Raw genomic sequence first — 25,931 nt, forward strand, 5'->3', positions numbered from 1 at the left:
ACGCCTTGGTTAACCTTCAGGCTTTATCCGATTGGCAGGAGTCGCTATGGCTATGGACTTGACCAGCATATTGCTCGGTCTTGCGGCAGCAGGAGTGCCGCTGCTGGCACTGGCCTGGCAACTGCAACGCCGGGCCAGCAACGCCCGGGCTGACCTGGCCTTGCTCGAAGAGCGCCTGGCCATGGCGCAACTGGCTCAGGACGGCCTCAACGCGCAGCTTGAAGCCAGCCGCGATGAGATCGCCGACCTCGGCCAGGCCAACGCCGCCAAGCAGGCAGACCTCGCCGCCCTGCGCCGTGAAGTCGAATTGCTGCAGATCGAGCGCGATGACGCCCGCGACGCCTCCCACGCCTGGAACCTCGAACGCGCCAACAAAGACGCTGAGTTGCGCCGCCTCGACGCCCACGCGGCCTCGCTGAGTGCCGAACTTCGCGAGCAACAGGAAAGCCATCAACAACGTCTCAACGACCTGCAAGGCTCGCGCGATGAACTGCGCGCGCAATTCGCCGAGCTGGCCGGCAAGATCTTCGATGAGCGTGAGCAGCGCTTTGCCGAAACCAGCCAGCAGCGGCTCGGGCAGTTGCTTGATCCGTTGAAAGAGCGCATCCAGTCCTTTGAAAAACGCGTGGAAGAAAGCTATCAGGCCGAAGCCCGCGAGCGCTTTTCGCTGGCCAAGGAACTGGAGCGTTTGCAGGCGTTGAATCTGCGTTTGAGCGACGAAGCGACTAACCTGACCCGCGCGCTCAAGGGCCAGAAAACCCAAGGCAATTGGGGCGAACTTATCCTTGAGCGCGTTCTTGAGCACGCAGGTCTGGAGAAGGGCCGCGAGTATCAGACACAGGTCAATCTCAAAGGCCCGGACGGCGAACGTTTCCAGCCCGATGTAATCATTTACCTGCCCGGCGACAAACAGGTGGTGGTCGATTCCAAAGTCAGCCTCACCGCGTATCAACAGTATGTTGCGGCAGATGACGACACGTTGGGGCAGATCGCTATCAAGCAGCATGTGTTGTCGCTGCGCAATCACGTCAAAGGTCTGGCCGGCAAGGATTACAAGCGCCTGGAAGGCTTGCACAGCCTCGATTTCGTTCTGCTGTTCGTACCGATCGAAGCGGCATTTTCCGCAGCGTTGCAGGCTGAGCCTGCGCTGTTTCAGGAAGCGTTTGACCGTAATATCGTGATTGTCAGCCCGACTACGCTGCTGGCCACGTTGCGGGTGATCGACAGTCTGTGGAAGCAGGAGCGGCAGAGCCAGAACGCCCGGGAAATCGCCGAGCGCGCGGGTTGGCTGTATGACAAGTTCGTGTTGTTTATTCAGGATCTGGATGAAGTCGGCAATCGCCTGCAGCAGTTGGACAAGGCTTACAGCTCGGCGCGTAACAAGCTGACAGAGGGGCGCGGTAATCTGGTCAGTCGTAGTGAGCAATTGAAGTTGCTCGGTGCGCGGGCGAGCAAGAGTTTGCCGGCGGATTTGCTGGAGCGGGCGATGACGGATGTTGATGGGTTGGTTGAGTTGCCTGAGTAGGCGTCGTTTTTTTGGCTGATTGGGAGTACATATCCGTTGCTGCGGTGATGGCTTATTACGGTTTCGCCCTTACGGCGACTCACTTTTTTTACAAACGCCTAAAAAAAGTAAGCAAAAAAACGCTTGCTCCTACGTTCGGCCCTCGCAGGCTCGGGTTCCTTCGCTCCGGGATCGATCCGGGCGCAGCGGCTACGGTTTGCTTCGCTGCACCTCCTTCCGCTGTGTACGACTGCGTCGTACGGTCGCTGCGCTCCCACGCCCGGATCAATCCCTCCACTCAGCCTTCCGACGTCGCCGGTGGATCAAAAGCAAGATCAAAAGCACTCGAGCTAACGCTCATTGTTGAGTGGTGCGGCTTCGCCGCGGGCAGCTGCGCTGCCTTGCTTTTGCTTTTGTGGGAGCGAGCCTGCTCGCGAAGGCAATCTGCCGACCAACCATTTCACTCAGATATCGACGGTCCAACTGTAGGAGCTGCCGAAGGCTGCGATCTTTTGCTCTTGCTCTTGCTCTTGCTCTTGCTCTTGCTCTTGCTCTTGCTCTTGCTCTTGCTCTTGCTCTTGCTCTTGCTCCTGCTCCTGCTCTTGCTGTTCTGTGGGAGCGAGCCTGCTCGCGAAGGCGTCTGCAAGTTCACCTTCTACAGCGGCAAATACCGACTCAACAGTGCCCGCAACGCCGCCGGCTTCACTGGTTTGGCCAGATAATCCAGGCCCGCCGCATGCACTTGCGCCACGGTCTCCGGGCGTCCATCCGCGCTGATGACCACGCCGGGTACCGGCTCGCCCAGGCGGGTGCGCAACCAGGCCATCAGCTCTGTGCCGGTATCGCCGTGGTCGAGGTGATAGTCGACCAGCGCCAGTTGCGGCCGTACGCCTTCATTCAATATCGCTGCGCATTCTTCGCGGTTGCGCGCCGTCCACACCTGGCAGCCCCAGCGGCTCAACAGGCTGTTCATGCCGATCAGGATGCTGTCTTCGTTATCGATGCACAGCACCTGCGCGCCGCTGAGCATTTTGCTGTTCGGTTCGACCGTGGTGCTCGCCGCAGGCGTTTGCGTGCGCGCCAGCGGTACCGTCACGCTGAACACGCTGCCGCGCCCCGGCCATGAACGGACGCGCAAGGTATGCCCGAGCACGCGGCACAAGCCGTCGGCGATCGCCAGGCCCAGGCCCAGGCCTTTTTCAGCGCGGGTCTGGTGGCTGTCGAGGCGTTTGAATTCTTCGAAAATCACTTGTTGTTTGTCTTCCGGAATGCCCGGGCCGCGATCCCAGACTTCCAGGCACAACTCGTCGCCGCGCCGGCGTACGCCCAGCAGCACCGGGCCTTTGGCGTAGCGGAAAGCGTTGGTGAGGAAGTTCTGCAAGATTCGCCGCAGCAGTTTGATGTCGCTGTCGATGCGCAGCTGACTGCCACGTACGCGGAACGTGAGCTTTTGCTCCTGGGCCAACGCTTTGAATTCGGCGCCGAGGGTGTCGAACAGTTCGTTGACGGCGAAGGCCTTGCGCTCCGGGTTGATCTTGCCGTTTTCCAGGCGCGAGATGTCCAGCAGATCGCTGATCAGGTCTTCCGCCGAACGCAGCGAACTGTCGAGGTGTTGCACCAGTTGTTGCGCCTCTGCGCTCAAGCCTTCGTTCTGGTGGGAGAGAGCGGCGGAGAACAGTCGCGCGGCGTTCAGCGGTTGCATCAAGTCGTGGCTGACGGCGGCGAGGAAGCGGGTTTTCGACTGGTTGGCTGTCTCGGCGTTGCCCTTGGCTTCGGTGAGCGCGACGTTGAGTTGCGACAGTTCCTGGGTGCGCTCGCTGACCCGTTGTTCCAGCCCTTCGTTCGCCTCGGTCAATGCCTGTTCGGCTTCGCGGAACGCCGTGATGTCGGTGAAACTCATGACGAAGCCGCCGCCAGGCATCGGGTTGCCGATCAGCTCGATCACTCGACCATTGGGGAACAGCCGTTCGGAAGTGTGCGCGCGGCCCTGACGCATCCAGTGCAAGCGTCGTGCGACGTGCACTTCCGCTTCGCCGGGGCCGCACAAGCCGCGTTCGGCGTTGTAGCGAATGATGTCGGCGATTGGCCGGCCGACGCTGATCAGGCCGTCGGGGTAGTTGAACAGCTCCAGATAACGGCGGTTCCATGCCACCAGTTTCAGCGACTGGTCGACCACGCTGATGCCCTGGGTGATGTTCTCGATCGCGCCTTGCAGCAGCGCGCGGTTGAACTGCAGCACTTCCGAGGCTTCGTCAGCGATTCGGACGACGTCCTCCAGCTGCATTTCCCGACCTTCGATGGCGGCTTTTACTACAGCGCGCGTCGAAGAAGCGCCAAGGACACCGGCCAGCAAGCGTTCGGTGTGGGCGATCCATTCGCTGTCGGCGTTCTGGTTGGGGTTGAAGCCCTTGCCCTGGCGGTAGGCGAAGCGAATGAAGCTCTGCCGCGCGCGTTCTTCGCCGACGAAACGCGCCGCCAGCTGCAGCAAATCGTCGATCTGCACCGCCAGCATCGAGCGAGCATTAGGGCGTGCACTGATTTCCTGGCCGATGAAACGCCCGGCCTGCCAGTGTTCCGAAACCCGCGTGCGCGACAGCACCGAGACCCAGGCGAACAGGGTGAAATTACCGGCCAGCGACAACACCACGCCTTGGGTCAACGGCGTGATCGGCAGGTTCAGCGGATTGCTGTGCAGCCACGCCAAGCCGGGGAAACTCGCCAACGACCAGCCGAGACTGTGCGCGGCAATCGGCAACACCAGTGTGTAGAACCAGAGGAAGGTGCCGGTGGCGAGACCGGCGAACACGCCGCGACGGTTGGCCTGTTTCCAGTACAGTGCGCCGAGCATCGCCGGCGCCAGCTGCGTCACCGCCGCGAAGGCGATCTGGCCAATGGTCGCCAGGCTCGCGGTCGAGCCAAGCAAGCGATAGCTGACATAGGCCAGCAGCAGAATCACCACGATGCTCACCCGGCGCACCGAGAGCATCCACTGGCGGAACACTTCAAATGGGCGCTCGGCGTTGTTGCGGCGCAACAGCCACGGCAACAGCATGTCGTTGGAAACCATGGTCGACAGCGCGACGCTGGCGACAATCACCATGCCGGTCGCTGCCGATGCGCCACCAATAAACGCCAGCATCGCCAGCGCCGGATGGGCCTGGGCCAGCGGCAGGCTGATCACGAACGAGTCGGGCAGCACATCACTGGGCAGCATCATCTGACCGGCAAGGGCGATCGGGACTACAAACAATGCGGCCAAAGCCAGATAGGCGGGGAACACCCATTTCGCCAGACGCAGATCCTGCGGGTCGATGTTTTCCACCACGGTCACGTGAAATTGCCGGGGCAGACAGATGATCGCCATCATCGCCACGCCGGTCTGCACCACCATCGATGGCCAGTTGATGGTTTCCTTCCAGTAAGCCTCAAGGCGCGGAGCGAGCATTGCCTGATTGAACAGGTCATCGAATCCGTCATACAGGCCGTACGTGACGAAGGCGCCGACGGCGAGAAAGGCGAACAGCTTGACCAGCGATTCGAAAGCGATCGCCAGCACCATCCCCCTGTGGTGTTCGGTGGCATCGAGGTTGCGCGTACCGAAGACGATGGTGAACAACGCCAGCACCAGCGACACGATCAGCGCGGTGTCCTGAGCGCGGGTGCCCATGGCATCGGCGCCGGCGCCGATCAGCAGGTTCACGCCGAGGACGATGCCTTTGAGCTGCAGGGCAATATAGGGCAGCACGCCGACCAGACAGATCAGCGCCACGACTACCGCCAGCGATTGCGATTTGCCGTAGCGCGCGGCGATGAAGTCGGCGATGGAGGTGATGTTCTCCTGTTTGCTGATCATCACCATTTTCTGCAGGACCCACGGCGCGCCGACCAGCAGCAGGATCGGCCCGAGATAGATCGGCAGGAACGACCACAGCTGTTCCGCCGCCTGACCGACCGCGCCGAAGAACGTCCAACTGGTGCAGTAAACCGCCAGCGACAGGCTGTACACCCAGGCGCGCACCCGTGGCGGCAACGGCGTGCTGCGACGGTCGCCGTAGAAGGCGATGGCGAACATGATGGCCATGTAGGCCAGGGCAACGACGGCGATCAGCCCGGTGGACAACGACATGCAGCACTCCCGACAAAAGACTCCCCGGCACTCCTGCCCGGGTGGACAGTCTCGCACGGGCGCGGCGGTTAGTCAGTGTCGACCAAGGTCGTGGCGTGGCGGGGTGTCGCAGGACTGGAACTGGGTAGTTTTTGTGGTGACGTTGCCGAACACAAAACCCTGTAGGAGCTGTCGAGTGAAACGAGGCTGCGATCTTTTGATCTTTGCAATCAAAATCAAAAGATCGCAGCGTGCCGCAGCTCCTACATGGGGATCGGTGTCAGTGCTGGTTCAACGCGATATCAATCAACCTGTGTAATTCTTCCACCTCGAGTGCCGCCGCCGAAAACAGAATCCGGAACACCACTGGCGCCACCACCAGATTGATCAAGCGATCGACACTCGGTGCGGTCTCATTCGGGTGCCGCGCAATGATCGTCTGCAATTGCGCGCCAATGATCGTCACGCAATACCCCGGCGTCATGCTCGCCTGTACATCCCGCATCATGTTGCGGCCCGGCTCGGAACTCATTTCGTCGAGGTACTGCTCGGCCCACGCGCGGATATCGCTACGCAAACTGCCGGTTTGCGCCGGTTCGCTGTCCGGACGCATGCGGGCGAGGGCGACGTCGGCGAGTAATGCCGCCAGATCGCCCCAGCGCCGATAGATCGTCGACGGCGTAACGCCGGCGCGTGCGGCAATTTGCGGGACGGTCACGGTGGAACGTTCCTGCTCTTGCAGCAGCGCATTGACCGCCGAATGAATCGACTCTTGCACCCGGGCACTGCGGCCACCAGGGCGTAAACCTTCTTTAATAGCCATGCGGCAGACCTTAACACAAAGAATTTGCTTTAAGCGCTGGGCGGTAGCACACTGCGCAAAAGCAAAAAATTAGCTTTTGCGGAGTATGCCCATGACCAGCCCCTCGAATAATATTGCTTCTCACCAGTCCAGCTTGTGGTTTCTGGCGATCACCTTACTCAGTTTTCTCGCCGCTTCCACCGCGCCGACGCCCTTGTATCACTTGTATCAGGATCAGCTGCATTTCTCGGCAGCGATGCTCACGCTGATTTTTGCCGTATACGCCTTGAGTCTGTTGGCGGCGTTGCTGACGGTGGGCTCGCTTTCCGACCACTTGGGCCGCAAACCGGTGATCTTCACCGCCGTGTTGCTCAATGCACTGGCCATGTTGCTGTTCATCTACGCCGATAGCGTGTCGTGGTTGATCAGCGCACGGGTGCTGCAAGGTTTCGCCACCGGCATGGCCACTGCCGTATTGAGTGCAACGCTGCTCGACACCGACCGTCTGCAGGGGCCGCTGATCAACAGCGTCGCGCCGTTACTCGGGATGGCTCTGGGCGGGTTGGGCTGTGGCTTGCTGGCAGAATTCGCACCCGCGCCGTTGCAACTGACCTATTGGTTGCTGTTGGCGTTGTTCGTGTTGCAGGGCGTTTATGTCTGGCGCCTGCCGGAAAGTGTCTCGCGGCAAGGTGGGGCGCTGGCGTCGTTGCGGCCGACCTTGAACGTGCCGGTGCAAGCGCGATCGACGTTGTGGCGAGTGCTGCCACTGAACACCGCAACCTGGGCGCTCGGAGGTTTTTATGCCTCGCTGGCACCGTCGTTGGTGCGCACGGCCACTGGCTCTACCTCCAATCTGATCGGTGGCGCTACGGTCGCGGCGCTCACCGTGACCGGTGCGTTGATGATTTTCATGATGCGCAATCGTCCAGCCGCTCAGGCGCTGCGGCTGGGCGCGAGTTTGCTGCCGATCGGGCTGGTCCTGATCCTCCTCGGCGTGCATGGCGCCAGTCTGTCGTTGTTTTTCTTCGGCACACTGGTCGCCGGTTGCGGCTTTGGTTCGGGCTTTCTCGGTGCGGTGCGCAGTCTGGTGCCGCTGGCTTTGCCGCATGAACGAGCCGGTTTGATGTCGGCTTATTACGTGCTCAGTTATTTGGCGTTCTGTTTGCCGGCGCTGCTGGCCGGGCACCTGGCTCGCAGTTTCGGGTTGCTGGCGACCACTGATGGTTACGGCGTTGTGTTGATCGTGCTGGCCGTGGCGGCGTTGCTGCTCAGCCTGCGTCCACACGTCGGCCAAACATGCGGTGCACCTTAAGTGCGGCTGTTTCGGTTAGCCTTGGCGAACTTCTCTCACGGATCGACTCATGAAGATTATCCGCAGCAAATCGTTCACCGCCGACCGCGCTTGGGGTGCGCTGGACATCGCCAATATGAACGGCATCACCACGCGCCTGCACTGGACCGATCAGCCATACAGGTGGCACATCAACGATGGCGAGGAAGTGTTCGTTGTGCTCGATGGCCAGGTGCAGATGCATTTTCGCGAAAGCGGTGAGGAGAAGCAGGTGCTGCTGGATGCAGGCGACATTTTCTATGCTTCGGTCGGCACCGAGCATGTCGCCCACCCGCAGGGCGTAGCGCGGATCCTAGTGATCGAATCCGAAGGCAGCGTTTAAATTACTATCGGTAAAACAGATAACAGATAGATATATTACCCGTTATATCGATATTCGATTCGGATCTACCATGGACTCCACCTCACCAGAGGACAGGAGTTCATGATGATTTGCCCTAATAGTGTCACCCCCGGCTACAAACCTTTCAGCCAGCTTCAACATCCACGGGAAGTGATCCGTCAATTCACGCCAAACTGGTTCGCCGCGACCATGGGCACCGGTGTCCTGGCGTTGGCTTTGGCGCAATTGCCGCTGGCCATTCCCGGATTGCGCGCTGTGGCCGAAGGGCTGTGGTTGTTCAACATTCTGTTATTCACGCTGTTTACCGTTGCTTACGCTGCGCGCTGGATTTTGTTCTTCGACGAGGCGCGGCGGATTTTCGGCCATTCCACTGTGTCGATGTTTTTCGGCACCATTCCCATGGGCCTGGCGACGATCATTAACGGCTTTTTGCTGTTCGGGCTGCCGCGTTGGGGCGACGGTGTCATCCAGCTCGTTGAAGTATTGTGGTGGGTCGATGTGGCGATGTCGCTGGCCTGTGGCGTGCTGATTCCGTACATGATGTTTACCCGCCAGGAACACAGCATCGATCAGATGACTGCGGTCTGGTTGCTGCCGGTGGTGGCGGCGGAAGTAGCAGCGGCCAGCGGCGGTTTGCTCGCCCCGCATCTGACTGACGCCCAGGCGCAACTCATCGTATTGACCACCAGCTATGTGCTGTGGGCCTTTTCCCTGCCGGTGGCGTTCAGCATTCTGACCATCCTGTTGTTGCGTATGGCTCTGCACAAGCTGCCCCACGAAAACATGGCCGCGTCGAGTTGGCTGGCCCTCGGCCCGATCGGCACCGGTGCGCTGGGCATGTTGCTGTTGGGCGGTGAGGCGCCAGCGATTTTTGCCGCCAATGGCCTGGCTGGCGTCGGTGAAATCGCTTCGGGCCTGGGCCTGGTGGCGGGGATTACGCTGTGGGGGTTTGGTCTGTGGTGGATGCTCATGGCGCTGTTGATCACTGTGCGTTATCTGCGTGACGGCATTCCGTTCAACCTCGGTTGGTGGGGCTTTACCTTCCCGCTGGGCGTCTATTCGCTGGCGACTTTGAAACTGGCGAGCATCCTCAACCTGACATTTTTCAGTGTATTCGGTACGGCGCTGGTGATTTTGTTGGCGGCAATGTGGCTGATCGTCGGCAAGCGCACCGTGCAGGGCGCATGGCGTGGCGAGCTGTTTGTCTCGCCGTGCATTGCAGGTTTGAAGAAATAATCTGCAAAGTTTAGGTAAGGTGTGGCCTGGATCGTGGTGCGGGATTCCAATAACAAGCACCCAGGCCTCACTACCTAACATCAGGAAACACGGAAGATGAGTCACCCCTCACAGTTCAACCTGTTGCGCACCCGGCGCTTTTTGCCCTTCTTCATTACCCAGTCGCTCGGCGCGTTCAACGACAACGTGTTCAAGCAGTCGTTGATCCTCGCCATCCTCTATCGGCTGACCATCGAGGGTGACCGCTCGATCTGGGTCAACCTCTGTGCGCTACTGTTTATCCTGCCGTTTTTCCTGTTCTCGGCGCTGGCCGGGCAGTTCGGGGAAAAATTCGCCAAGGACGCGCTGATCCGTCTGATCAAACTCGCGGAAATCGCCATCATGGCCGTAGGATCGATCGGCTTCCTCTTCGATCACCTGTCGCTGATGCTGGTGGCACTGTTCGCCATGGGCACACACTCGGCGCTGTTCGGCCCGGTGAAGTATTCGATCCTGCCGCAGGCCTTGCGCGACGATGAACTGGTCGGTGGCAACGGTCTGGTGGAAATGGGCACGTTTCTGGCGATTCTCGCCGGCACCATCGGCGCCGGGATCATGATGTCGTCCGAGCACTACGCGCCGGTGGTCTCCACTGCCATCGTTGGCATTGCCGTGCTGGGTTATCTGGCCAGCCGCAGCATTCCGCGTGCGGCGGCATCGTCGCCGGAAATGCGTTTGAACTGGAACATATTCAGTCAATCCTGGGCGACGCTGAAACTCGGTCTGGGCCAGACGCCAGCGGTGTCGCGCTCGATTGTCGGCAATTCGTGGTTCTGGTTTGTCGGGGCGATTTACCTGACGCAGATCCCCGCCTATGCCAAGGAATGGATGCACGGCGACGAAACCGTGGTCACGCTGATTCTGACGGTGTTCTCGGTGGGGATCGCACTGGGGTCGATGCTCTGCGAAAAACTCTCCGGGCGCAAAGTCGAGATCGGTCTGGTGCCGTTCGGCTCGTTCGGCCTGACCGTGTTTGGCCTGTTGCTGTGGTGGCATTCCGGGGGAATCCCGGACAGCCTCACCGGCCATAGCTGGATTGCCGTGTTGGGCTTTGTTCACACGTGGGCAGTGTTGATCGACATCCTTGGCCTGGGCATTTTCGGTGGCTTCTATATCGTGCCGCTGTACGCGCTGATTCAGTCGCGCACGGCTGAAAACGAACGAGCGCGAGTGATCGCCGCCAACAACATTCTCAACGCGCTGTTTATGGTGGTGTCGGCGATTGTTTCGATCGTCTTGTTGAGCGTCGCCAAGCTGTCGATCCCGCAACTGTTCCTGGTGGTGTCGCTGCTGAACATCGGCGTCAACGCCTACATCTTCAAGATCGTTCCGGAATTCAGCATGCGCTTCATGATCTGGCTGCTCAGCCATTCCATGTACCGCGTCGAGCACCGCAACCTTGAAGCGATCCCGGACGAGGGCGCGGCGCTGCTGGTGTGCAACCACGTGTCCTTCGTCGACGCCTTGTTGATCGGCGGGGCGGTGCGTAGGCCGATTCGCTTTGTCATGTACTACAAGATCTACAACCTGCCGGTACTGAACTTTATCTTTCGCACGGCGGGCGCTATTCCCATCGCCGGACGCCAGGAAGATATCCAGATCTATGAAAAAGCCTTCACGCGCATTGCCCAGTATCTGAAGGACGGCGAACTGGTGTGCATTTTCCCGGAAGGCAAATTGACCGCTGATGGCGAGATCAATGAGTTTCGCGGCGGCGTGACGCGGATTCTCGAAGAGACCCCGGTACCGGTGATTCCGCTGGCGCTGCAAGGATTGTGGGGGAGTTTCTTCAGTCGCGATCCGAACAAGGGCTTGTTCCATCGCCTGTGGTCGCGGGTGACGCTGGTGGCCGGGCCGGCGATTACCGAAGGGACTGAGCCAGCGAAGTTGCAGGTGTTGGTGGGGGAGTTGCGCGGGTCCGTTAGATAGTCGGTGTATCAAAAGGCCCCTTCGCGAGCAGGCTCGCTCCCACAGTTGACCCTGTTCCAATGACGGAACGCGGTTGAATGTGGGAGCGAGCCTGCTCGCGAAGACGGTATCGGCTTAAGCGCTGACTTTAAGGCCAATCAAACCCGTGACGATCAACGCCACACTGGCCAGCCGAATCAACGCCATCGATTCACCAAACAGAATGATCCCGGCGATCACCGTGCCCACGGCACCGACGCCAGTCCAGATCGCATAAGCCGTACCCAACGGCAATTCCTTCATCGCCAAGCCCAATAGACCCAGACTGATAGCCATCGCGGCAACGGTCAGGGCGGTCGGAAGCGGGCGGGTGAAACCGTCGGTGTATTTCAGGCCGACGGCCCAGCCGACTTCGAACAGGCCGGCGCAAAACAGAATGATCCAGGACATGCAGGACCTCCATCGATTGACGGGGTCGTCCCCAGATTAATGACTCGAGCGAGCCGCAGGGTCGTCCCCGCGTTGCGCAATATACTGACGAGCATTAACCCGAGGATCAAGTTTTCGGCTCAGTCGACCGCCTGTTGCGCGAGATTGTCGCGGTCTTCTTTTTCACTCATACGCCGGAAGTACGTCGACAGCAGCGCCCCGGAGATATTGTGCCAGACGCTGAACAGCGCGCTCGGCACCGCCGCCAGTGGCGAGAAATGCGCACTGGCCAATGCTGCGCCCAACCCCGAGTTCTGCATGCCGACTTCCAGTGCCAGCGACTTGCGCTGAGCCAGCGGCAAGCCGAACAGGCGCCCGGTGAAGTAGCCGAGCAGATAACCGAAGCTGTTATGCAGCATCACAACGGCCATGATTAGCAGGCCGGACTCGGCGATTTTCGCCTGACTGGCCGCGACCACGGCGGTGACGATAATCACGATGCTGACCACCGACACCAGCGGCAACACATCCACCGCATGCCGCACCTTGTCGCCGAGCAGACGCTGCGCGACCACGCCGAGAACGATCGGCAACAGCACCACTTGCAGGATCGACCAGAACAGCTCCATGAACGACACCGGCAACCACGCCGAGGCCAGCAGCCAGATCAGCGCCGGGGTCAGCAATGGGGCGAGGAGGGTGGTGACAGCGGCGATAGCCACCGAAAGCGCCAGATCACCGCGCGCCAGCCAGGTCATCACGTTTGACGAGGTGCCGCTCGGGCAGCAGCCAACCAGAATCACGCCGACGGCGATCTCCGGCGGCAGGTGAAACACCTGGCAGAGCAACCACGCCACACCGGGCATGATCACGAAATGCGCAACCACGCCCAGCGCCACCCGCCACGGATGGCGAGCAACGGCGGCGAAGTCGTCGAGTTTGAGGGTCAGGCCCATGCCGAACATCACCAGACCCAGCAGCGGTACGATCGCGCTTTTCAGGCCGATGAACCACGCTGGTTGCAGGAAGGCCACGACGGCGAATATCAGAACCCAGTAAGCGAATGTATTGCCGACAAAGCGGCTGAGTGCAGCCAGTGCGCGCATGGCTTGATCCTTATTTTTGGTTACACCACAAAACATTGTGGGAGCGAGCCTGCTCGCGAATGCGGTGAGCCAGACACATTAATGTTGACTGGCACACCGCATTCGCGAGCAGGCTCGCTCCCACAGGTTAGATACTCGTCAGAGTCAGATCCCCTGCGGCATCTCTTCCCCACCCAGCGCTTCCACCAGTGCCGGCAGGAAGTCGCCGAAGGTCAGCATCATCAGGGTGAAGCTGGCATCCAGTTGGCCCAAAGCTTCATCACCACCGTCCTGTTCCGCCTGATCCTGCAACAGATCTTCGAACTTCAGGCGCTTGACGGTCATCTTGTCGTCGAGCATGAACGACAGTTTGTCCTGCCAGGCCAGCGACAGCTGAGTGACGACTTTGCCGGTGCTCAGGTGCAGCTGGATTTCTTCGCTGGTCAGGTCCTGACGCTTGCAACGGACGATGCCGCCGTCTTCGTGGGTGTCGCGCAGTTCGCACTCGTCCAGCACGTAGAAATCGTCGGCGGCTTTCTGCGTGGTGACCCACTCGGTCATCACCGCAGTCGGTGCCATTTTCACGGTCAGCGGACGCACGGGCAGGGTGCCGATCACTTCGCGCAGGGTCGACAGCAGGTCTTCGGCGCGTTTCGGGCTGGCCGAGTTGACCAGGATCAGGCCCTGTTTCGGCGCGATCGCGGCGAAGGTCGACGAACGACGAATGAATGCGCGCGGCAGAAACGCCTGGATGATTTCATCCTTGATCTGATCGCGTTCCTTCTTATAGACCTTGCGCATCTGCTCGGCTTCGATCTCTTCGACCTTTTCCTTGACCGCGTCACGCACGACGCTGCCAGGCAGAATACGTTCTTCCTTGCGCGCAGAGATCAGCAGGAAATCGCCGCTGACATGCACCAACGGCGCATCTTCGCCCTTGCCGAACGGTGCGACGAAACCGTAAGTGGTCAGCTCCTGGCTTGCACACGGCCGCGCCAGTTTGGTCGCCAGTGCAGTTTCCAGCGCCTCGGCATCGACAGGCAGGTCTTGGGTCAGGCGATAGATCAGCAGGTTCTTGAACCACATGGGGTGAGTCACTCCTTTATACAAAGGGGGGCATTATTGTCTTCGCCGGGGCATAGGCCAACCCTTCTCTAAGCCTTTGGAAGGCCTCGGAAAATTATTTAAAAAAGTGCTTGCCAGAGGTGGGGGTGGTCCGTAGAATGCGCGCCACACCGAAGCGAAGGGTGATTAGCTCAGCTGGGAGAGCGTCTGCCTTACAAGCAGAATGTCGGCGGTTCGATCCCGTCATCACCCACCATTCGTTTCAAGTGTTTAGCGCAGCGGTAGTTCAGTCGGTTAGAATACCGGCCTGTCACGCCGGGGGTCGCGGGTTCGAGTCCCGTCCGCTGCGCCATATTCGGTAACCTGGACCACTGAACGCCAGGTCACCACGGAAAAACCCGCTGAGGCGGGTTTTTTTCTGTCTCAAGGTTGTACTCGCGGGATGTATCGTTTCACTGGTTTTCAGATTTTTTTGAAAAATATTCAATAAAATCAACACTTTACGAAAACTTGTGGCATAATGCGCCCCGTAACGAAGCGAAGGGTGATTAGCTCAGCTGGGAGAGCGTCTGCCTTACAAGCAGAATGTCGGCGGTTCGATCCCGTCATCACCCACCATTCGTTTCAAGCGTTTCGCGCAGCGGTAGTTCAGTCGGTTAGAATACCGGCCTGTCACGCCGGGGGTCGCGGGTTCGAGTCCCGTCCGCTGCGCCATATTCGGTATCTGGAACTGAACGCCAGACACCACGGAAAGCCCGCCTTGTGCGGGCTTTTTGCTGTCTGCGATTTATAAAATCGCCGCGCTACTGCGCCGCATTGCGGGCATGCCGATATTCGCTCACCGCCTCGTACACCGCCTTGCGCAAGCGATTGATCCCGCCAATCGGCCGATGCGCCTCGATGCCGAACCATGGGTTGAACGACAGGTTGTCGCATTGCAGATTCAGCGCCGGCGTATCGAAGTCCTGTGCAGGCAGAGTGATCCGCGCCACCGTTTCAAACGGTGCATCCTGCTCACGCCACTCGATACTGGTGTCCTCAATCGGCATGTACTTGTTCGCGTCCTGGCGCTGGATCTGCAGGGCGAAGCACGCCGGCACCCGATCCGTCGACAACTGCTGATTCAATGCGCTGCGCAGGAAATTCGGCAGGTCGTGATTCTGTTTGGGCAGCGTATACGCCGGACAACTGTCTGGGGCCGGCACAACGCGGAACTTGGCATTGGCCTCACCGAACTTGTAAGGCGATACCGAGAAGTAGGTAGTCGCGGTCGGGCTGTCCGGCGGCGCTGACAGCGTAGCCAACGCGATAAGCAGATGACGGACCTGCCAGGTGCGCGGATCCCATGTTGGAAAAAACGCCATGACCTTCCTGCCGTCGGCCTGCGCCGCCACATTCTGACGGTACTCGGCGACATCGCTGACAAAGAAGTTCGGATGGCTGAACATCACGAAATCCTGTTCATGCTGGTCCTGGCGATTGCCGAGCAGTTGCGTGCCAGGAACCTCAAGCAACTTGATCGCCATCCCGCGCGCGTCGCGAATGCTGTCGAATTGGGGGTAGGCATTGCCGTTGGACAACCGGATCAGCGCTTGCCAGGTCTTGCCCGGCTCGCTGAACACACCCTGTCGCAGCGATTGCGCCAGTTCCGGTAAAACCTGCACTTGCGCCTTCACGCAGCCATGCGCCTTGGCGTGGGCATCGCGCAGATAACGCGTGGGTTCGCGGTGCTGGTCGACGATGCGCACTGCGGTTTGAATGACGTCCTGGGTCATCGCCGTTTCGCCCGCTGGAATCTGTTCCTGTGCAGATACCGGCCCCCGATGCTGCCAGGCAAACCACGCGGTGGCGATGGCCCAACCGAGCAGGGCGATGACCAGCAGGATCAGCAGCGTCTTGCCAAGCAGACGCCCCAACCAGAGCCAGAAGCGAGCCAGTGGCGGCAGTTCCTTTTTGAATGTCGGCATGATCATGGCAACTGCGCCTCCAGTGGTCCGCCCAATACTTTCAGGTATTCGAGCAGCGCCCAGCGCTCCTCGGGTTGCAGGAGTCGGCCGATCACCCCGTTGCCGCGAGCGCCGGCGCGGAATTCGTGGCCGCTGTTGCGGTTGCCGCTGATGCGCGTGTCGAACAGAAACCCGTTGGCGAAAGCCTCGGTGCGATAGCCGAGATGGCGCGGGTCGTATTCGAGCGTGCCTTTATAGAAGGTTGGCGCGCGCTCATCCTGCGGTGACAGCAACTGATAGATGCTCGGCACCGAACCATTGTGCAGAAACGGCGCAGTCGCCCACACGCCTGCCAGCGGTCGGGCCTTGTAAGCGATTTTTTCGCGCACGCCGATTGGCAATCCAAAACCATCCATGCGCGGTTTTTCTTCCGGCGTGATGTTCGCTTCTTGATAGGCCCGTTTTTCTACAAACGCGGTGACGTAAGCCAGGCCCTTGGCCACCGACAATTGGCTCAGATCAAGCGGCTCCTTGGGGGCGGGGTGCAGTTTGACGTCCATCGTTTCCAGTTCTTTGACATCCCATTGCAGTGCACGCAGGTCGAAACGGTGACTGGCGATGTTGTTGGCCGCATTGGGATCGGTGCCGATCACGTCTAACGGCAGCATGTGCAGGTGCTGAACCCAGCGTTCGCCTTCTTGGGATTGGCGCGGGACATGGCAGCCGGCGCAGTTTTCCGCGAACAGCATGCGGCCCTTGGCGGCCAACGGCTTGTCGATCGCACCGAACAGATCTTCCGGCCAGGTTGGCGGCTTCAGTTGTTGCAAGGTTTCTTCGATGGCGTGCAGATCACGTACGCGCACGCTGGAGGGATAGCGCTCAGCGCCTTGTAGCGGCTGGCCGTTGCCATCGAAGAAGTTCAGCGTGGCACCGACGCCGAGCGCCTCGCCGATATTGCGCGCCATTGGCTGCTGGGCCGAGCCGTTCCACTGCACCCAGTCGAACGTCCACATGTCCCACAGTTGCGGATAATCCACCGGGGCATCGGCTACGCGGTAGTTGGCAGGGGAAATCGCATCGCCAAATGCCGCGTTGGCAATCCGGCCGAACGCATCGGTGCGCCCGGGTCCTTCCTCGGTCGGATAGAGGCCGCGATGGGTGTCGTTCCACGCCACTTTGACGAAGGTGTTCAGCGAGGTCTTGAGCTCGCTGCGCAACTGTTCGCGGCGCGCTTCGTAATCGTCTCCGAGCACCTGACGGGCGAAGCGCTCGAATTTCCACGGGTTGTAGTAGGTCGAGGTCAGACTGGCGACCAAGGCCTGTCCGAAACTGCCACCACGCAATGTAGGAACGCTGGAAGGCAATACATGTTGCGCGGTACCGCCATCGATGCGCACGGCCTGACCTTTGAAGCGCAACTCGCCGGTGTGGCAAGCGGCGCAGGTGATGTCCAGATAGTGCTCTGAAGCGTTGCCGGGATTCTGGTGTCGGGCGAAACCGACGGGGAGGTTGCCGGGGTTGTTCGCGTTAGCTCTTTGCTGCGGATCGACCAGGAAGCCGAAACGGGCGAGGTATTCGGGTGAGGCGAAGCGCTGTTCAGAGAAAGGCAATTCCAAGGCCTGGAACCACTCGTAACGCAGACCTTTGACTTGCGTGCCCTGCGGCGTGAAGTAGTAAGTCTGGCGTTGCGCTTCGCTCCACTGATTCAGGTAACGCACCTGCTGGGGTGGGGTGTAGAAGGGCAATTTCGGGTTGGCGACGTAATAGACGATGACGGCAAGGGCGATTACCGCCAGCACGATCACCAGAGCGAGAACGCGGGATAAGAGGCGCAAGTTGAACATCCTTGTCGAATTGTTGCGATGTTATGCCTGAGCGGCGCTGGCTGGGCAAGTGGCCATTACGCCAGAAGCTGCGGCAAGTGACGACGACCCTTGTCGTCCACGGATGACAGAAGCTTCATCCAGCCATCGTCCAAATGCGTTTTAATCCCTGAACTTATCGGAAGATTCCTGCTCTCATGCCGGTAGCCATTGGTCGTGGCGGCCTGATAAGCTCGCGGCTTTACTCGATTGCCCATTCGGCGCATGAACAAGGAAATAGCATGAAACAGCATCGGTTGGCGGCGGCGGTAGCCCTGGTTAGCCTGGTACTTGCGGGTTGTGACTCGCAGACCAGCGTAGAGCTGAAAACCCCGGCGCAAAAAGCTTCCTACGGCATCGGCCTGAACATGGGCAAAAGCCTTGCCCAGGAAGGCATGGATGATCTGGACTCCAAAGCGGTAGCCCAGGGCATCGAAGATGCCGTTGGCAAGAAAGAACAGAAGCTGAAAGATGAAGAACTGGTCGAAGCCTTCGCCTCGCTGCAAAAGCGTGCTGAGGAGCGTATGGCCAAGATGAGCGAAGAGTCGGCAGCCGCCGGCAAGAAATTCCTCGAAGAAAACGGCAAGAAAGCCGGTGTCACCACCACCGCTTCCGGCCTGCAGTACGAAGTAGTGAAGAAAGCCGATGGCCCACAGCCTAAGCCGACTGATGTCGTCACTGTTCATTACACCGGCAAGCTGACCAACGGCACCGTGTTCGACAGCTCCGTGGAGCGCGGCAGCCCGATCGATCTGCCAGTCAGTGGCGTGATCCCGGGTTGGGTTGAAGGTCTGCAACTGATGCACGTTGGCGAGAAGTACAAACTGTACATCCCTAGCGATCTGGCTTACGGCGCTCAGTCGCCAAGCCCGGCAATCCCGGCCAACTCGGTTCTGGTTTTCGACCTGGAACTGCTGGCCATCAAGGATCCAGCCAAAGAAGACGCCGCTGCCAAGTAACACGCAACGGCTCGAAAACAACGCCTCGCTTATGCGGGGCGTTGTTGCATCTGGAGGTTGAGGAAGGTAAACAGAGCGAACTGACGCCGTTCAACACAGTCATAGCTTTGAGGCTGCCCGCGCTAGACGCCCTGAGCCGCCAAGTCAATGAAATATTGGGCTTTTTTATGTGAGTAAAAAACGCCCGATCTAAGCGCAGCCCTTATGAAACGGGGCTTTCAGCGCTGAAATGCAGCTCTGTTCACAAGGTTATCCACAATTTGTGTGGATAACATTTCAACGGGAAGAATAGATGAAAGCTCCGTGGAATTTCGCTCGATTCCTGCCCTTGGCCGGCCGTCTGCTGGCCCGTGGACGTCTGCCAACCCTGCTGTTTGCCGTGGCTAGCAAAGGCGCCGCGCAAGGCAATCGTCTGGGCAAACTCAAGGATGATCTGCGCTTGCTGCAGTCGCTGTGCCTGGCCTACTGGCGTGGCGAGTATCGCGCGATCAGTGCCAAGTCACTGATTTCGGTGGTGGCGGGCCTGATGTATTTCCTCAGCCCGGTGGATGCCATTCCGGATTTCATCCCCATGTTCGGCATGCTCGATGACATCGCTGTCCTCGCCTGGCTGATGAAAACCCTCGATGACGAGCTCAACGCCTTCCGCCTGTGGCGCAAGCGTCAGCAACCCGAGAAGCTGGCGGTGGTTGAACGCCTCCCCGATACCCCTGAACAATTGCAGCTGCAAGGCCCGAAAAAGCCCTGACTGACCAAGACTGCCTACAGATAGATACCACTCGCGACCTTAGCCGCTGTTAGGATTACACTTCTAGGGAAAAGTGCCGACTCGCTAAGTGGTGTTGTCCTACGGGGTAGTCATGGATATTCAGATAATTGCACGCGATGGCGAACCCGAATACGCGGTTCTGCCGTGGGCTCAATATCAGGCTCTATTGAAAGCAGCAGGGATCAACGCAACACCGGCGCCGCAGCCAGCAGCGCCGCTCGCCGCCTCGCCGGAGCCGATTCTTCCGGGTCTGGATCAATTACGCAGTTTGCGCGAAGGGAAGGGCATCGCCATCGAGGCGCTGGCCCGCACGGTAGGCATCAGCCCGTCTTATCTGGCCATGATCGAAAGTGGTGAGCGTCAGCCCGACGCCGCGATTCGCCGCAGCCTGGCCTGGGAACTGACGGTGCCAGGTTGGAGGGATGAATCGTGAGCGTACGCATCAGCCGTCAACATTGGGACGGATTGCTGGGGGAACTGGATCAGGCGCGCCGCCAGCGCCATCTTCTTACCTATCGAGCCCTGCTTGAACGTTTGCAGCTGCCGACGCCGGCGATGCAGACGCTGACGGCTGCGCTTGAGCATCTGGCCGCACTGGATGCCAAAGCCGAACAGCCGTTGCGCAGTTCGCTGGTCATCAGTCAGGGCGCGAGTCGTTTGCCGCGTACCGGGTTTTTTGAATGTGTCGAGCGTTTGGGGCGCTTTTCCGGGCCGTCGGACGGCGTTGCTGCCGCGTCCTGGCATGCGTCGGAAGTGGTCCGCGTCTTCGAATACGAATACCCGGAATCGGCGGAGGCCTGAGTGTTTCTGCGGCTCAAGGCGCGGGCCGGTTACTGGCTGGCGCGCAGGCTTTTTCGTTGGTCGTGGTTCGTTCGCCAGCCGCGTGGCTGGCGCTGGCTTGAAGGCCAGTTCGCGCGCATGGCCAACCTCGGCGATGTCGGTGCGCAAAGCTTTTATGGGCACATTCTGACTTTTCGCGGCGTCGGGTTGGGCGCGCGTGAAGAAGGCGTGCGTTTACTGCGGCTGGCGGCGTTGGCCGGTGACGGCAAAGCCGCTTATCAAGTCGGCGTCATCAGTCTCGCCGGTACGCCGAGCAAAGCACCGGATCCCGCTGAAGCGGCTCGTTGGTGGAGCATGGCCGCCAAGGCCGGGCACCCGTTGGCCGAGCTGAAGCTGCAACAGCTGATGGCTGGTGATTCAACGCAGTAATTCCATGTATGTCTTCTAAGTAAACGCGGCGCGAGGTTTTCCTCACGCCGCGTTTACGTTTCTGCCTGCACGTTTTTCGCTTGATGTTGAATTGCAGATTAGTCCTACATCCTTTACCTACTCGCCTGACTTCTTTCCTTTCTGATCCCCCGCACAGTTCCCGCGACTAATTTCTTGCGCGAGGGACCGCTCATGCTTCAGCCCGTTTTTCAGCCCACCTTGTTTGCTCGCGTGTGTTGATGGAAGCCATCGCGCGCATCGAGCAGGAACTCGACAGCTTCCCGCAAACGCTCAGCCTCTACCGCAAACAGCTCGATCACTGGCTCAGTCGCAGGGTGGACCAGATCAGCGAGGCAGCAGACCTGCCATCGCTGGTGGGTATGGAGCGGATCATTCGCTTCGGCGATCGCAGCACGGCGGTCAGTAGCAGCGACGAGGAGTTTTCTTCCAGCGTCGTCCAGTGCCCGCAGGGCGCGCTCATGCAGATCGAGAGCAAGTTCGAATCGGTCTACGACATCCCGCTAGGCAACATTTCCGTCGATGTGGTCGACGTGGATAGCGGCAAGACCAGCCCGGTCACTCTTGATCAGCAGGGCAAGGGTGAATTCAGAGGCGAAGAGGGCAGGTTCTACCGCGTTCTTGTGCACAGCGCTGTCACCTCCAACCAAGTCGCGGAGCTGTTCAAATCCTATGACGGTTTGACCGGCGAGCTGGACGGCTGGCTGCGTAGCGAGTGGCAGGGTTTCAAGCCGCAGTGGCCACAATCGGTGGCGACCACAGCCAGCAACGGCATGCTCGCCGGCAGTTGGGCGGCCATCGAGGGGGTATGGGACAGCCTCGGTCTGCTCTCGGAAATTCTTCAGGACCCCGGCAAGTTCGCCGAGCGTCTAGGCAGCGGCGCGGCTGATCTGATCGAGCTGGCACAGACCGCGCCTGATCTCATGGAAAAGCTGCAGTTGCTGGTCAGTGACGAGGCGGCGATGTGCTTGCTGCTGCGGTCGGCGAGCCTGTGGCTGGACATGCTGCCGCCCAGTGAGATTGCCGGCAAGTCTGCTGAAGCGGCGTCGATGATGATCGTGCAACTGATCATCGATGTGTTGGTCAGCGTGGTGCTGACCTTTGTCGGTGCAGGGGCGGGGATCGCTTACCTGACGCTACGTCTGGCTGACCGTGCAGCGCAGTTGTTCAACGTCGCCAAGCGTCTGGTCAGGGCGCTGTTCAGCATCGTCAGCACCTTCATTGAATACGTCGACCGCTACAAAGCCGTTGCCGCGCGCGGCATCGCCGCCGGGGTGAAAAAGGGCCGGTTGCAGTTGCGCTGGGATGCCAAGCGCAACGCCATGTTGAAGAAAGACGAACAGCACGACGACGTCCCCGATCAAGCGAAAAACCCCAACGGCGATGCCGCCGACTGCGTGCCCAACACCTGCAAAAACGGCTGTCCGGTGTCGATGGTCACCGGCGAAGAACTGCTGACCCTGACCGACGCGGTGCTCGATGGCGTGCTGCCCTTCGAGTTCACCCGTTTGTACCGCAGCAGCGCGGTCGAGATCGATATCGGTTTGGGTTTCGGCTGGAGCCATACGCTGGCCCATCGGCTGGCCTTCGACGGCGATGGCGTGACCTGGATCGACCACGAGAACCGCCGTACCCGCTTTCCCCTGCCAAACGTCGCGCGCCCGGCGATTCACAACAGCCTGTCGCGGGCGGCGATCTTTCTCGGCGATGAGCCGGAAGAACTGATTCTGGCGTCGGCCGGCGACAGTGCGCGGTTTTATCACTTTCGCGCCGGCCGGCTGACGGCAATCAGCGATGTCTACGGCAATCGTCTGACCCTGCAACGCGATCGCTCCGACCGCATTCAGCGTCTGGACAACGGCGCCGGCCGCTCATTGCTGTTGGGTTATGACCGCGCGCAGCTGGTGGCGGTCGAGTATCAGGTGTTCGTTCAGGGCGAGTGGATCACCGAGCAAAACCTCGCCGCCTACAGCTTCGATGCCCGGCAACGGCTGCTGACCGCGACCAACGCGGTCGGCGACAGCGAGCGCTACGATTACGACGACCACCACGTCATCCTCCAGCGCCAGCTGACCGGCGGCGCCAGCTTCTTCTGGGAGTGGCAACGCGAGGGCAAAGCCGCGCGCTGCGTGCGGCACTGGGCGTCGTTCTCGCAGATGAACACCCGTTACGTCTGGAACGATGACGACGCCAGCGTGACCGTGCATTACGTCGACGGCACCGAAGAAGTCTACGTCCACGACGAGCGCGCGCGTTTAGTGCGGCAGGTCGCGGCGGATGGCGGCGAGCAGCTCAAGGCCTATGACCAGCAAGGCCGGTTGATCGCCGAGCAGGATGCTTTGGGCGCGGTTACCGAATACCGCTATGACGAAGTCGGACGGCTGATCGCGCTGATTCCGCCGGACGAGGCGCCAACGTCCTACGAGTACCGCAACGGTTTTCTCTACAAGCGTTGCCGAGGCGACGCAGTGTGGATCTACCGGCGCAACGCCGAAGGCGCCGTGACCGAAGCGGTCGATCCCGACGGCCAGGTCACCCATTACTACTACAACCTGCGCGGCCAATTGCTGTCGCTGCGTTATCCGGACAGCAGCCGCCATCGCTGGGTGTGGAACGAGCTCGGCCAGCTCATCGAAGAAACCCTGCCCGATGGCGGCGTGCGGCGCTTTTCCTACGATGCGCTGGGCCGGCGGATTACCACTCAGGACGAATTGGGTGTTGTCAGCCGTCAGCAGTGGGACGCCGCCGGCCGACTGATCCTGACGACTTCTCCTACGGGCAGCACGCGCGCCTACAGCTACGGCGCCTACGGCCAGATCACCGCTGAACGTGACGAGCTCGGTCGTATCACCCGTTATGAATATGACGACGACCTGCACCTGGTCTCACGACGGATCAACCCCGACGGCACCCGCGTGCAGTATCGCTATGACCATGCGCGGCTGTTGCTGACCGAGATTGAAAACGAATCGGGCGAAAAATACCGACTGGATTACACGCCGACCGGATTGATCCGACAGGAAACCGGGTTTGATGGGCGTCGGACTGCCTACGCCTACGACCTCAATGGTCATCTGCTGGAAAAGACCGAGTTTGGTGATTTCGGTCCCAGTTTGGTCACCCACTACCGGCGCGACAAGGCCGGGCGTTTGCTGGTCAAAACCCTGCCTGATGGCGCCGAGATCCGCTACGACTACGACCGCCTCGGGCGCTTGGTTGCTGTCGATGATGGCCAGAACCATCCGCTGGCCTTCGAGTACGACCGTCAGGATCGGCTGATCACCGAACACCAAGGCTGGGGCACCTTGCGTTACGCCTATGACGCCTGCGGTCAGCTCAAACGCCTGCGCCTGCCGGACAGCAGCAAGCTCGACTATCACTACGCCAAGGGCGGTGCGCTATCGGCCATCGACCTTAATGGCACGCCGCTGACGCGGCATGTGTATCAGTCCGGTCGCGAACAGCAACGTCAGCAGGGACTGCTGCTCAGCGAATATACCTACGACGATCAGGGCCGCTTGCTTGCCCACGCTGTAGGTCATCGCCACGCTTCGCTGTACCGCCGCGATTACGCCTACAGCGCCAATGGCAATCTCGAGCACATTGCCGACAGCCGCCACGGCCAGCGCACCTACGGCTACGACGCCCTCGACCGGTTGATCCGCGTACGTCACTCGCGCGACGAACTGCCCGAATCCTTCGCCCACGACCCGACCGGCAACCTGCTGATGCAGGACCGCCCGGGCCCTGCGCAGATCAAGGGCAATCGCCTGCTGATGCAGGGCGACCGTCATTACGACTACGACGCCTTCGGCAACCTGATCCGCGAACGCCGTGGCCACGGCCAGACCCTGGTCACCGAATACCGCTACGACTGCCAGCACCGCCTGATCGGCCTGACCCGCCCGGACGGCCAGACCGCCACTTATCACTACGACGCCTTCGGCCGGCGCATCCGCAAAACCGTCGACGGCGCCACCACCGAATTCTTCTGGCAAGGCGAGCACCTCGTCGCCGAAAGCAGCGCCAGCCAATACCGCAGCTTCCTCTACGAACCCGGCACCTTCCGCCCACTGGCGATGCTCGATGGCAAAGGCCCGAAAAAGGCCTGCCCGTTCTACTACCAACTCGACCACCTCGGCACCCCGCAGGAACTCACCGACTACAGCGGCGAAATCGTCTGGTCCGCGCAATACGACGCCTACGGCAAAGTCGCCGCCGTCACCCTCGCTGGCGATGACTACCTCGACCAACCGCTGCGCTTTCAGGGGCAGTATTTCGATGTTGAAAGTGGGCTGCACTACAACCGGCATCGGTATTACGACCCGAGGCTTGGACGGTATTTGACGCCGGATCCGGTGAAGTTGGCGGGTGGGTTGAACCAGTACCAGTACGTGCCGAATCCGACGGGGTGGGTGGATCCGTTGGGTTTGACGTCCAACTGCCCGCCAGATGGAGACGGAACAGGGAATCCAACGGCACCATGCGGGAATGCAAAGGTTGATACCAGAGAGCCGTCAGCACCAGAAATTCCGTGGTCGAACAGCTCCACCAAACGAGCGTCAGAAGCACTGGATAGAGGCGCGACATCTGTTACCGTCAATACTAGGGCTGAGGCTGAAGAGTTGTTCTTGGGGAAATATGCCGGACAAGGGTACAGAAATGCTGAAGAGTTCAATTCAGCAACTGCGAAAACGCATTTTAGAAAAGTTAAAAGCCCCGAAAAATATTACCATTGGGATGACACTCCAATGTCAGATATTAAAACAAGAAAGGTCACAATGGCGAATCATGACCCAAGTGATCCGCATGGCACTAATCCACATCTGCAATTGCATCCAGTCAAAGGTGAAGTGATTAGGATCTATTGGCCGAATCAATTCGGAGAGCAAAAATGAGCAGCCACAAAGTGATTTCTAGAAAAGTATGGTGGGGGCTGGAAGCTAGAAATTACACAGAGATAGCCCAAGAGATGCCTTCGCATGATCGTTCGCTTCGGAAATGGGCTGCCATTTATGCTGTGTATCACTTGAATTTTATGGATAGGCACCCAGGAGAACGCTATTACGACTTCCTTGAGGATTCCAAGAGCTCTAAGTTCGTCTTCATTGAGTTCACCGTGCCAGTTCATATTTTGGAAACCAGAGATAGTTTTGGTGCTAGCGATACCACAATTACAAAACTGAAAAAAATGGAGACGGAGGACGAAATAAATGCCTTTCTTGAATTGAATGGGATCAATCCAGAGTTGTTCGTTCCCCCTTGGGCTTGCGACTATCCGATAGATTGAGAATTAGTCGT

19 protein-coding genes and 4 tRNA genes are annotated in these 25,931 nt (G+C 59.7%); 16 read left to right on the forward strand and 7 right to left on the reverse strand.

The window, feature by feature from the left end:
- The first annotated feature begins 160 nt into the window (after positions 1-160).
- Positions 161-1,525: a DNA recombination protein RmuC gene (locus tag AB4N53_RS01405; RefSeq protein WP_460125270.1), complete on the forward strand. Its 1,365-nt coding sequence runs from the start codon at positions 161-163 to the stop codon at positions 1,523-1,525.
- 634 nt (positions 1,526-2,159) lie between these two features.
- On the opposite strand, the gene AB4N53_RS01410 is transcribed toward AB4N53_RS01405, so the two are convergent.
- Positions 2,160-5,630, reverse strand: coding sequence for a hybrid sensor histidine kinase/response regulator (locus AB4N53_RS01410; RefSeq protein WP_460117607.1), 3,471 nt, complete (start codon positions 5,628-5,630; stop codon positions 2,160-2,162).
- Between the two features lie 259 nt (positions 5,631-5,889).
- Positions 5,890-6,432, reverse strand: coding sequence for a TetR/AcrR family transcriptional regulator (locus AB4N53_RS01415; protein WP_460117609.1), 543 nt, complete (start codon positions 6,430-6,432; stop codon positions 5,890-5,892).
- Between the two features lie 91 nt (positions 6,433-6,523).
- On the opposite strand from AB4N53_RS01415, the gene AB4N53_RS01420 reads away from it, so the two are divergent.
- The 4 genes from AB4N53_RS01420 (at position 6,524) to AB4N53_RS01435 (ending at position 11,309) form a co-directional block, all read left to right on the forward strand.
- Entirely contained in the window at positions 6,524-7,723 is a 1,200-nt protein-coding gene (locus AB4N53_RS01420; protein ID WP_460117611.1) for an MFS transporter, read from the forward strand.
- Between the two features lie 49 nt (positions 7,724-7,772).
- A complete protein-coding gene (locus AB4N53_RS01425; protein WP_460117613.1) occupies positions 7,773-8,084 on the forward strand; it encodes a cupin domain-containing protein in 312 nt (103 codons plus the stop codon).
- A 105-nt stretch (positions 8,085-8,189) separates the two neighbouring features.
- Positions 8,190-9,341, forward strand: coding sequence for a TDT family transporter (locus tag AB4N53_RS01430; RefSeq protein ID WP_460117615.1), 1,152 nt, complete (start codon positions 8,190-8,192; stop codon positions 9,339-9,341).
- Positions 9,342-9,437: 96 nt separating this feature from the next.
- Positions 9,438-11,309, forward strand: a complete 1,872-nt coding sequence (locus AB4N53_RS01435) for an MFS transporter (RefSeq protein ID WP_460117617.1) — start codon at positions 9,438-9,440, stop codon at positions 11,307-11,309.
- 114 nt (positions 11,310-11,423) lie between these two features.
- Here AB4N53_RS01435 and sugE read toward each other — a convergent pair whose 3' ends face one another.
- From sugE to rdgC, 3 genes are all read right to left on the reverse strand, one after another.
- Positions 11,424-11,738 carry a quaternary ammonium compound efflux SMR transporter SugE gene (sugE, locus tag AB4N53_RS01440; protein WP_041479526.1) on the reverse strand — a complete coding sequence of 105 codons (315 nt, stop codon included), beginning with the start codon at positions 11,736-11,738 and terminating at the stop codon, positions 11,424-11,426.
- 119 nt (positions 11,739-11,857) lie between these two features.
- Entirely contained in the window at positions 11,858-12,823 is a 966-nt protein-coding gene (locus tag AB4N53_RS01445) for a bile acid:sodium symporter family protein (RefSeq protein WP_460117619.1), read from the reverse strand.
- 144 nt (positions 12,824-12,967) lie between these two features.
- A complete protein-coding gene (gene rdgC, locus AB4N53_RS01450; protein WP_024012190.1) occupies positions 12,968-13,888 on the reverse strand; it encodes a recombination-associated protein RdgC in 921 nt (306 codons plus the stop codon).
- A 159-nt stretch (positions 13,889-14,047) separates the two neighbouring features.
- Here rdgC and AB4N53_RS01455 point away from each other — a divergent pair.
- From AB4N53_RS01455 to AB4N53_RS01470, 4 genes are all read left to right on the forward strand, one after another.
- A tRNA-Val gene (locus tag AB4N53_RS01455) sits at positions 14,048-14,123 on the forward strand.
- Between the two features lie 19 nt (positions 14,124-14,142).
- Positions 14,143-14,219 (forward strand) — tRNA-Asp (locus tag AB4N53_RS01460).
- A 190-nt stretch (positions 14,220-14,409) separates the two neighbouring features.
- Positions 14,410-14,485, forward strand: a tRNA-Val gene (locus tag AB4N53_RS01465).
- A 19-nt stretch (positions 14,486-14,504) separates the two neighbouring features.
- Positions 14,505-14,581 (forward strand) — tRNA-Asp (locus AB4N53_RS01470).
- Between the two features lie 89 nt (positions 14,582-14,670).
- Here AB4N53_RS01470 and AB4N53_RS01475 read toward each other — a convergent pair.
- Positions 14,671-15,840, reverse strand: coding sequence for a catalase family protein (locus AB4N53_RS01475; protein WP_460117621.1), 1,170 nt, complete (start codon positions 15,838-15,840; stop codon positions 14,671-14,673).
- Positions 15,837-17,648 (reverse strand): di-heme-cytochrome C peroxidase, encoded by a 1,812-nt coding sequence (locus tag AB4N53_RS01480; RefSeq protein ID WP_460117623.1) that lies wholly within the window; start codon positions 17,646-17,648, stop codon positions 15,837-15,839. Before AB4N53_RS01480 ends, AB4N53_RS01475 begins: the two co-directional genes overlap by 4 nt.
- Positions 17,649-17,917: 269 nt before the next feature.
- Between AB4N53_RS01480 and AB4N53_RS01485 the strand changes: the two genes are divergently transcribed.
- The 7 genes from AB4N53_RS01485 to AB4N53_RS01515 all read left to right on the forward strand — a co-directional run bounded on the left by AB4N53_RS01485 (position 17,918) and on the right by AB4N53_RS01515 (position 25,920).
- Positions 17,918-18,634, forward strand: coding sequence for an FKBP-type peptidyl-prolyl cis-trans isomerase (locus tag AB4N53_RS01485; protein WP_016773732.1), 717 nt, complete (start codon positions 17,918-17,920; stop codon positions 18,632-18,634).
- Positions 18,635-18,926: 292 nt separating this feature from the next.
- Positions 18,927-19,382 carry a YkvA family protein gene (locus AB4N53_RS01490; RefSeq protein ID WP_016773733.1) on the forward strand — a complete coding sequence of 152 codons (456 nt, stop codon included), beginning with the start codon at positions 18,927-18,929 and terminating at the stop codon, positions 19,380-19,382.
- Between the two features lie 112 nt (positions 19,383-19,494).
- A complete protein-coding gene (locus tag AB4N53_RS01495) occupies positions 19,495-19,836 on the forward strand; it encodes a helix-turn-helix domain-containing protein (protein ID WP_150741332.1) in 342 nt (113 codons plus the stop codon).
- Entirely contained in the window at positions 19,833-20,204 is a 372-nt protein-coding gene (locus AB4N53_RS01500; RefSeq protein ID WP_003223109.1) for a hypothetical protein, read from the forward strand. Before AB4N53_RS01495 ends, AB4N53_RS01500 begins: the two co-directional genes overlap by 4 nt.
- Positions 20,205-20,612, forward strand: a complete 408-nt coding sequence (locus AB4N53_RS01505; RefSeq protein ID WP_460117626.1) for an SEL1-like repeat protein — start codon at positions 20,205-20,207, stop codon at positions 20,610-20,612.
- A 239-nt stretch (positions 20,613-20,851) separates the two neighbouring features.
- Positions 20,852-25,528 carry an RHS repeat-associated core domain-containing protein gene (locus AB4N53_RS01510; protein WP_460117628.1) on the forward strand — a complete coding sequence of 1,559 codons (4,677 nt, stop codon included), beginning with the start codon at positions 20,852-20,854 and terminating at the stop codon, positions 25,526-25,528.
- Positions 25,525-25,920, forward strand: coding sequence for a hypothetical protein (locus AB4N53_RS01515; RefSeq protein WP_460117630.1), 396 nt, complete (start codon positions 25,525-25,527; stop codon positions 25,918-25,920). The genes AB4N53_RS01510 and AB4N53_RS01515 overlap by 4 nt, the downstream gene beginning before the upstream one ends.
- Positions 25,921-25,931: the final 11 nt, after the last annotated feature.

Source organism: Pseudomonas sp. H3_E04 (genome assembly GCF_054668915.1).

Bases quoted from the DNA above. Each gene is read 5' to 3' on its own strand.
- AB4N53_RS01410 (WP_460117607.1), bottom strand. From the start codon at position 5,630: ATGTCGTTGTCCACCGGGCTGATCGCCGTCGTTGCCCTGGCCTACATG.
- AB4N53_RS01415 (WP_460117609.1), bottom strand. From the start codon at position 6,432: ATGGCTATTAAAGAAGGTTTACGCCCTGGTGGCCGCAGTGCCCGGGTG.
- AB4N53_RS01420 (WP_460117611.1), top strand. From the start codon at position 6,524: ATGACCAGCCCCTCGAATAATATTGCTTCTCACCAGTCCAGCTTGTGG.
- AB4N53_RS01425 (WP_460117613.1), top strand. From the start codon at position 7,773: ATGAAGATTATCCGCAGCAAATCGTTCACCGCCGACCGCGCTTGGGGT.
- AB4N53_RS01430 (WP_460117615.1), top strand. From the start codon at position 8,190: ATGATTTGCCCTAATAGTGTCACCCCCGGCTACAAACCTTTCAGCCAG.
- AB4N53_RS01435 (WP_460117617.1), top strand. From the start codon at position 9,438: ATGAGTCACCCCTCACAGTTCAACCTGTTGCGCACCCGGCGCTTTTTG.
- sugE (WP_041479526.1), bottom strand. From the start codon at position 11,738: ATGTCCTGGATCATTCTGTTTTGCGCCGGCCTGTTCGAAGTCGGCTGG.
- AB4N53_RS01445 (WP_460117619.1), bottom strand. From the start codon at position 12,823: ATGCGCGCACTGGCTGCACTCAGCCGCTTTGTCGGCAATACATTCGCT.
- rdgC (WP_024012190.1), bottom strand. From the start codon at position 13,888: ATGTGGTTCAAGAACCTGCTGATCTATCGCCTGACCCAAGACCTGCCT.
- AB4N53_RS01475 (WP_460117621.1), bottom strand. From the start codon at position 15,840: ATGATCATGCCGACATTCAAAAAGGAACTGCCGCCACTGGCTCGCTTC.
- AB4N53_RS01485 (WP_016773732.1), top strand. From the start codon at position 17,918: ATGAAACAGCATCGGTTGGCGGCGGCGGTAGCCCTGGTTAGCCTGGTA.
- AB4N53_RS01490 (WP_016773733.1), top strand. From the start codon at position 18,927: ATGAAAGCTCCGTGGAATTTCGCTCGATTCCTGCCCTTGGCCGGCCGT.
- AB4N53_RS01495 (WP_150741332.1), top strand. From the start codon at position 19,495: ATGGATATTCAGATAATTGCACGCGATGGCGAACCCGAATACGCGGTT.
- AB4N53_RS01510 (WP_460117628.1), top strand. From the start codon at position 20,852: ATGGAAGCCATCGCGCGCATCGAGCAGGAACTCGACAGCTTCCCGCAA.
- AB4N53_RS01515 (WP_460117630.1), top strand. From the start codon at position 25,525: ATGAGCAGCCACAAAGTGATTTCTAGAAAAGTATGGTGGGGGCTGGAA.